The sequence below is a fragment of the Methylobacterium oryzisoli genome (genome assembly GCF_046557895.1).
In the GTDB taxonomy this organism is placed as follows: Bacteria; Pseudomonadota; Alphaproteobacteria; order Rhizobiales; family Beijerinckiaceae; genus Methylobacterium; species Methylobacterium oryzisoli.
Genome location: NZ_JBKIBX010000088.1, coordinates 1 through 6,975, shown reverse-complemented (window position 1 = coordinate 6,975; position 6,975 = coordinate 1). Strand labels below are relative to the sequence as shown.

At 72.0% G+C, this 6,975-nt stretch carries 8 protein-coding genes; 4 read left to right on the top strand and 4 right to left on the bottom strand.

Translation table 11 applies throughout. The annotated features are described in order from the left end of the window. From ACKUB9_RS33740 to ACKUB9_RS33725, 4 genes are all read left to right on the top strand, one after another. Window positions 1–105: winged helix-turn-helix domain-containing protein (locus ACKUB9_RS33740; RefSeq protein WP_407530996.1), on the top strand; the 105-nt coding region annotated here is incomplete at its 5' end. 110 nt (window positions 106–215) lie between these two features. Beyond that, entirely contained in the window at window positions 216–476 is a 261-nt protein-coding gene (locus tag ACKUB9_RS33735; RefSeq protein WP_407530995.1) for a hypothetical protein, read from the top strand. Beyond that, complete coding sequence (locus ACKUB9_RS33730; RefSeq protein WP_407530993.1) at window positions 473–1,441, top strand: cytochrome-c peroxidase; 969 nt, start codon at window positions 473–475, stop codon at window positions 1,439–1,441. Before ACKUB9_RS33735 ends, ACKUB9_RS33730 begins: the two co-directional genes overlap by 4 nt. Further along, window positions 1,438–3,894 carry a two-component system VirA-like sensor kinase gene (locus tag ACKUB9_RS33725; protein WP_407530991.1) on the top strand — a complete coding sequence of 819 codons (2,457 nt, stop codon included), beginning with the start codon at window positions 1,438–1,440 and terminating at the stop codon, window positions 3,892–3,894. Before ACKUB9_RS33730 ends, ACKUB9_RS33725 begins: the two co-directional genes overlap by 4 nt. Before the next feature lie 29 nt (window positions 3,895–3,923). Here ACKUB9_RS33725 and ACKUB9_RS33720 read toward each other — a convergent pair whose 3' ends face one another. The 4 genes from ACKUB9_RS33720 to ACKUB9_RS33705 form a co-directional block, all read right to left on the bottom strand. Continuing rightward, window positions 3,924–4,529, bottom strand: a complete 606-nt coding sequence (locus tag ACKUB9_RS33720; RefSeq protein ID WP_407530989.1) for an adenylate/guanylate cyclase domain-containing protein — start codon at window positions 4,527–4,529, stop codon at window positions 3,924–3,926. A 287-nt stretch (window positions 4,530–4,816) separates the two neighbouring features. Next, the gene (locus ACKUB9_RS33715; RefSeq protein WP_407530987.1) at window positions 4,817–4,987 is read right to left on the bottom strand and encodes a hypothetical protein; all 171 of its coding nucleotides are present in this window, start codon (window positions 4,985–4,987) and stop codon (window positions 4,817–4,819) included. Between the two features lie 338 nt (window positions 4,988–5,325). Next, complete coding sequence (locus ACKUB9_RS33710) at window positions 5,326–6,639, bottom strand: glycosyltransferase (RefSeq protein WP_407530985.1); 1,314 nt, start codon at window positions 6,637–6,639, stop codon at window positions 5,326–5,328. Window positions 6,640–6,870: 231 nt separating this feature from the next. Then, a partial coding sequence (locus ACKUB9_RS33705; RefSeq protein ID WP_407530996.1) for a winged helix-turn-helix domain-containing protein occupies window positions 6,871–6,975 on the bottom strand: 105 nt, incomplete at its 5' end.

Genomic DNA, 6,975 nt, shown 5'->3' with positions numbered 1-6,975 from the left:
CTGCGGCTGCGCCGCAAGCTCGAGGCCGATCCCAGCCAGCCCCGCATCATCCTCACCGAGCGCGGCGTCGGGTACGTCTTCGCTCTCCCCGTCGAGGTCGCATGACTTTCGCCGTGCGCCTGTGTTGCGGTCGTAACGCGAATGTCCGGATGCGGACATCGCCCGGTAGGCGCACAGACCGAGCGTCGGACCTCCTGTCACGCACGAGGTCGACCATGAATTCGCGCAACACCCCCGCCGGCTGCGGATCGATGGCCCGCCGCACGCATCTGCGCCGCTGCCTGAGCGCCGCCGGCCGCCGCTGGGACCACGGCTGCGAGGGCACCGCCCTGGTGCTGCGCGCGATCGGGCGGGATCTCGTCACCGGACTCGCCCTCACGGGGGCCAGCGGCTTCTATTCCGGCTGGCCGGTGCAGGGCCGGGACGTCGGATCCGATGCGCCGCGATCCGCTCCCCGACGGACCGAGCGGACGTGAGGTGGGCCGCGCTCCTCGCCCCGGCCGCGGGCTTTTACGCACTCGGCGCAGCGCTCCTGCTGGTCGAGACGGCGCCCGCCCACATGGCCGACTTCCGCGTGCCCGCCGCGCCGGCCGGCGAGCGCGAGCCGATCACGCCCATCCCCCCGCCGCCCGACGCGGATCCGCGCGAGGTGGCGCTGGGCGAGCACCTGTTCGCCGATCCGCGCCTGTCGGGCGATGGCGCCCGCGCCTGCACCTCCTGTCATGACGTAGGCAGCAACGGCGCGGACAATCGGACGCGCAACCCGGCCCACGGCGCGGCGAAGCCGCTCCTCGACGTCAGCACGGTGTTCAACGCGGCCCTGAGCTACCGGCTCGGCTGGGAGGGGAAGATCCGGACGCTGGAGGCGCAGGCCCAGGAGGCGATCGAGAGTCCTGCGTCCATGGGGGGGCGGGTCGATGACGTGCTCGCCCGGCTGCGCGACGATGCGGAGATCGCGCAGGCCTTCCGGGCGGTCTTCGGGCGCGGTCCCGACCGCGACGGCCTGCTGCGCGCGCTGGCGACCTACGAACGCTCGCTGGTCACCCCCGACAGCCGTTTCGATCTCTGGCTGCGCGGCGATTCCTCGGCGCTCTCGCCCGAGGAGCGAAGCGGCTACGACCTCTTCCGGTCGCTCGGCTGCGTCTCCTGCCACCAGGGCGTCAACGTGGGCGCCAACCTGCTGCAACGGCACGGGATCTTCCATCCCCTGGCCTCGCCCGAACCGGCGATCCTGCGCGTGCCGAGCCTGCGCAACGTCGCCGAAACCGCGCCCTACTTCCATGACGGCAGCGCCCCGACCCTGCGCGAGGCCGTGCGCCGGATGGCGCTCGCCCAGCTCAACCAGACGCTCGCGGACGACGACATCGACCGGATCGCCGCCTTCCTGAAGACTCTGACCGGGCGCTATCGGGGCCGGCCCGTCACGCCGCCGCGATCATGAGGATCGCCCTCTTCGCGGCGCCCGCCGTGCCGCTCCTCCTGCTGGTGCTGACATGGCTGTCGTTCCACGCGGTGAACGCCGACGCGGAGCTGTACGATCGCGCCCTGCAGACCCTCGACGGCGTCACGGTCGCCGAAAGCGCCCTGCAGCGCGACCTCCTGCTGGCCCGCTCCGGCGTGCTGCGCAACTACGACCCGCTCGTGCAGGAGATCGCGTCGCTCTACGAGGGGGCGAGACGCATCCGCGAGATCGCGTCCGAGGGGACGGAGATGCCGGCGGCCCTCGATGCGCTCGATGGTGCGCTCGCCCAGCAGGAGGTTCTGGTCGAGCGGTTCAAGAGCGAGAACGCGCTCCTGCAGAACTCGCTCGCGTATTTCGGGCTGTTCAGCGCGCGCATGGCGGATCCCCAGCGGGACGACGCGATCCTCACCGGAGTGAGCGACCTCGCCGCCGCGATGCTGCGACTGACGCATGACACCTCCGCGGCGGCCACCCGCGAGGTCGAGGAGCGCCTGGACGAACTCGCCACGGCGGCGGGGAGCCAGGGCCATCCGGACATCAAGGCGCTGCTGGCGCACGGGCGGATGCTGCACCGCCTGCTCCCCAGTCTGGATGGCGTGCTGCACACCCTCCTGGCCCTGCCCGTCGCGCAGGAGATGTCTTCCCTGCGCGCCACGGTGCTCGCCCATCAGGGCATCTCGCGCGAGAGTGCCCGGCGCTACCGCGCCCTGCTCTACGGCGTCTCCATCGTGCTCCTCGCAGCCCTGGTCCATCTCGGGCTGCAGCTGCGCGCCCGTGCGCGGGCGTTGCAGCGGCGCGCCGCCCTCGAACACCTCATCGCCAGCCTCTCGCTCGGCTTCATCGACGCGCCGCCTCACGAGGTCGAGGCCCGCATCGAGGCGGCGCTGGCGGTGATCTCGGAGGGGATCGGAGCGGACCGCGCCTACTTCCTGCTCGCCAGCCGCGACCCTCTCCTCATCTCGTGGTGCCGCCCCGGCATGACGTTGCCGTCGGGCTGGCCGACGCGCGCCCTCGCGCTCGCCGGAAGCCCGGCCTTCGGTGGCGGCGATCTTCTCGATCTCGTGCCGGAGCGACATCTCCCGGACGAGGCCGACCGCGCCGCGGTCGCGGCTGCCGGCCTGCGGGATTGGACCTGCGTGGTCCGCACGACCGGCGAGGCGGGTCTGCTCGGCTTCGACACGATCCGGTCCCGCCTCACGCTGCCGCGCGGAGAGCGCGGCCTGCTGCGCATGGCCTTCGACGTATTCGCCAACGCGGTCGGGCGCGAGCGCCTGGAGCGGGACCGCTCCGAACTCGCCGGTCGGCTGCAACAGGCCCGCCGGATGGAGACGGTGGGCACGCTGACGAGCGGGATCGCCCACAACTTCAACAACATCGTCGGGGCGATCCTCGGCTACACCGAGATGGCCGAGGCCCAGGTGACGGCGGGAGACAGGGCTGCCTGGACGATCGGGGAGATCCGGCGCGCCGGGGAGCGGGCGCACGATCTCGTCGAGCAGATCCTCACCTTCGGACGCCGCCGGGACGCGAGCCGGCGACCGGTTCACGTGGCGGCGCTGCTGGCCGAATGCGTGTCGCTGGCTAGGGCCTCGCTGCCCGCGAGCGTCGACTTCGATGTGCACGTCGAGGTCCCGGACGCCACCGTCTCCGGCGAAGCGGCGCAGTTGCAGCAGGTGGTGCTCAACCTGTGCAACAATGCCGCGCAGGCCATCGACAACGAGGGCCGGATCACCATCACGGTCCAACCGGGGGAGGTCGGCCGAACCCCGCCCGAGACCACCGACCCGCTGCCGCCGGGCCCCTACATCCGCATCGCCGTGGCGGATCGCGGCCGCGGCATGGACGAGGCGACGCGGGCCCGCATCTTCGAGCCCTTCTTCACCACCCGCCCGGCGGGCAACGGCCTCGGCCTCGCGACCGTGCGCGAGATCGTGCGCGAGCATGCCGGCGCCCTCTCGGTGTCGAGCGCGCCCGGGGTGGGTAGCCGCTTCGAGGTCTGGCTTCCCGTGATGGCGGACGCGGCGAGGGACGAGGACGCGGCCCGGTCCGGTCTGCCGCTCGGCCAGGGCGAGACCCTGATGGTGATCAACCCCGATCCGGCCTCGCTGCTGCGGGACGAGGAGGTGCTGGCCGCCCTCGGTTACGAGCCGGTCGGGTTCCGCACGGTCGAGTGGGCCCTCGCCGCGCACGCGCAGGCGCCCGAGCGGTTCGCGGCCGTGCTGCTCGGCCCGTCCGTGCCGGCCGACCTCGTGCTTCGCCTTCGGGCCGCGCCGGGCTGCGGGCGGACCTTGCCGGTCGTGGTCGCGGCCGGTTCGGCGGCCTCCGTCGACGCGGCGGTCCTTGCGCGCGTGGGCGTCGGCGAGATCGTGCAATGGCCACTCGTGGCGAGCGAGGTGGCGATGGCGGTGGCGCGCTGCCTCGCGGGGCGGTGAAGCGGTGCGTCCCCCGCCGGCGAGATGGGTCATGCCGCCTCGACGGCGAAGATCCGCAATGGGCCGCGGCGCCCGCGCACCTTGCGGACGGCCACGGCCGTCGCCTCCCCGGGTGCCGCAGCCTGCGCCACCGCCTCCGAGGCGAGACAATCGCAGTCCAGGCTCCGCGTCATCTGCTCCAGGCGGCGCGCGACGTTGACGGTGTCGCCCACGGCGGTGACTTCGACCCTGTCCGCCCCGATCGCACCGATGAACACCGGGCCGCGATGGATTCCGATGCCGATTCTCACCGGGGTCAATCCCGCGGCCTCCCGCTCCCGGCTCCAGTCGCGCATCGCGGCCGCGAGCATCCGCCCGGCGGCGAGCGCGTCGTCCGCGTCGCGCGACGCCGGATCCGGCACACCGAATACCGCCATCACCTCGTCGCCGACGAACTTGTCGACGAAGCCGCCCGCCGCCTCGATGGCCTGTGCGGCGCGGCTGCGGAACTCTTCGAGGAAGGCTGCGACCTCGCGCGGCGGGAGGTCCTCGCACAGGGTGCTGAAGCCGCGGATGTCGGCGAAGAGGACCGTCGCATCCTGCTCCCGGCCGGCGCGCAGCACGGCGAGGTCGACCTCCGCGGCGAGGCGCGCCACGGCCGGTGCGACGTGGCGCATGAGCGCATCCCGGTGTCGCACCGCCTCATGATCCTTGGCCTGGAGGTGCCGCATCCGCCACGAGAGCCACGCGAACGAGAGGGTGGTGAGACAGAGCGAGACCGGTTCCGGTGTGATCGCGGCCGCGAGTCCCGCGAGCAGCGGCACCCGTGCGGCAGGCAGGAGCGGACGGAGCCGCGCCGCTGCCGCCGCGACGCGCGAGACCAGGCCGGCGGCTGGTATGGCCCGGGACTGCGTCCCGGGCTCCTGCAGTGATGCCGCCCGCATCAGCACCCCGTGCACACGCGGTCGATGATCCGCTGCGCCTTGCGATGCTCGCGCACGACCGCGGCCGGCCGCAGGCTGCGGGTATCCGGCCACGGGACCGGGCGGGTGACGGAACCGACAGGGGCGATGTCGCGCTGCGCGAACTGCCGGACGGGCTCGGCCCGCGTCACGCCGGTTCCCGACAGGACCAGGAGGAGGATCCCCCGCGCGGCGTGCGTACCGGTCCGAACAGCCCTGTTCCGATTGAAAATCATCGTCGATCATCTCCGCTGATGGAGGCTCAGGAGTAGACGAGCGACATGTCGGGGTGATTTCGGCCCGGTGCCGAGCTGATTTCAGCAGAAATCTTTGGAAATTCGACATCGCAAAGGGGCTTCGATCTTGGGCGAGCGCGCAAACTACGCGGTCTGTCCTCGGATGGCTGGGGAAAAACAGCGAGAGCGGCACCGGTCCTTGTCGGCGCGGATGCCGCTCAACGTCGTCGATCAAGCCTTGATCGGTGCGGCGATCAGGCAGCGTTGCGCACCCGGCCGCCGCTGGTCCTGGCGTAGCGCGCCAGCAGCCGCAGGATCTCTGCCTTGGCATCGTAGGCGGCGAACTCCTCGGCAAGGCGCCGCGCGTGCCGTCGATGGCTGGGCTCGGCGAGCACGGTGCGCACCGCGCGCCGGATCATCTCCGGCGCCGGATTGTTCGTGCGAAGGTCGATGCCCGCGCCGGACCATGCGATGCGGGCGTTCACGTCGGCCTTGTCCTCGGTCAGGCCTGCGGCGACGAGGGGCACGCCCTGGCTGAGCGCCTGGTTGACGCTGCCGTAGCCGCCGTTCGTCACCATCACGTCCGTCCGGGGCAGCATCCATTCGAAGGGCAGGTAGGCGGCGAGCCGCGCATTGGCGGGGATCGGCCCCGGAATGGCGTCGAGCCCGCGCCCGCCCGCCGTCACCACGGTCAGGATGTCGGGCTCCCGGGCGAGGGCCGCGAGGGTCGGGCCGACGAGGAGCCCGAAATCGTGGTTCGCCACGGTGCCCTGCGTGACGAGCACGACCCGTCGCGTGCCGTCGAGATCGGCCACCCAGGGCGGCAGCGGCGCCTGGTTCGGCACGATGGGAAGCGCGCCGACGAACGTCACGGTGGGCGGCAGCACGAAGGGGAACTCGAACCCCGGCACAGAGAGCTGCAGGTAGGTGTCGGCGAGGCGCACCACCGAGTCGAACAGCGTCATCGACAGCGCCGGCAGCCCGAGTTCCGCCAGGACGCCGTTGAGCCGGCGGGCGACGGGCTCATCGACGGCGGCGGCATGCTCCTGCGCGATCCGGCCGTACTCCTCCCGCTGTCCGGGAGTCTGCGCCGGGTGAAGACCGAGGAACGGGGGTGCCTTGTCCTCGCGCGAGCAGTGCAGGATGGAGGTGCCGCACAGGATGATCGCCGGCCGTTCCGCGCGCGGTCCGAGCAGCAGCGGCAGGACTCCGAAGAACATGTCGTCGCCGATCACGACCTTGGCTGGAAAGGCCTGGAGGGCATCCAGCAGGCCGCGGTGCTGGTCGGGCACACGGTCGACGAAGATGCGTTCCATGGCGATGCGCAGCCATTCCGGCCCGGGCGAGGTGATGGCCAGCTCCGGGACGACGGCCAGGAGATCACGTCCATCGATATCCGCGCGTCCCGGCAGGGGCAGGAACCGCGCGCCAGCGGCCTCGACGCGGTCGCGAAAGGCCGTGCCGGACAGCACCGCGACCTCGTGGCCCTCGCTGGTTAGCATGCGGGCGATGGCGAGCAGAGGGTTGAGGTGGCCCGTCGCCGGCGTTGAGCAGAGGAGAACCTTCATGCACTCGTCCTTTCGGTCTCAGGGCGGCGCCGCGGCGTGAAGCGGCGATCCCAGGAGCGAGGCTGGAGGGCGCCCGTTACGGGGCGGCTGCGGATCGCGACGGCGAGGGTTACGGCTGCAACGCCGTCCGCGTGGACAGGGACGTGCGGATCTCTCGGAATCCGGGGTGATGGCGATCGCCCTGACGTGGTCGGAGCGAGACCGATCCGCGACGACGAGCGGTCTTCGACGTCACGCGACCTCGACGGGGAGAGCGAAGACGTATCCGACGCCGCGCTCGGTGAGGATGATGCGGGGCTGGCTGGGATCGGCCTCGAGCTTGCGGCGCAGCCGCAG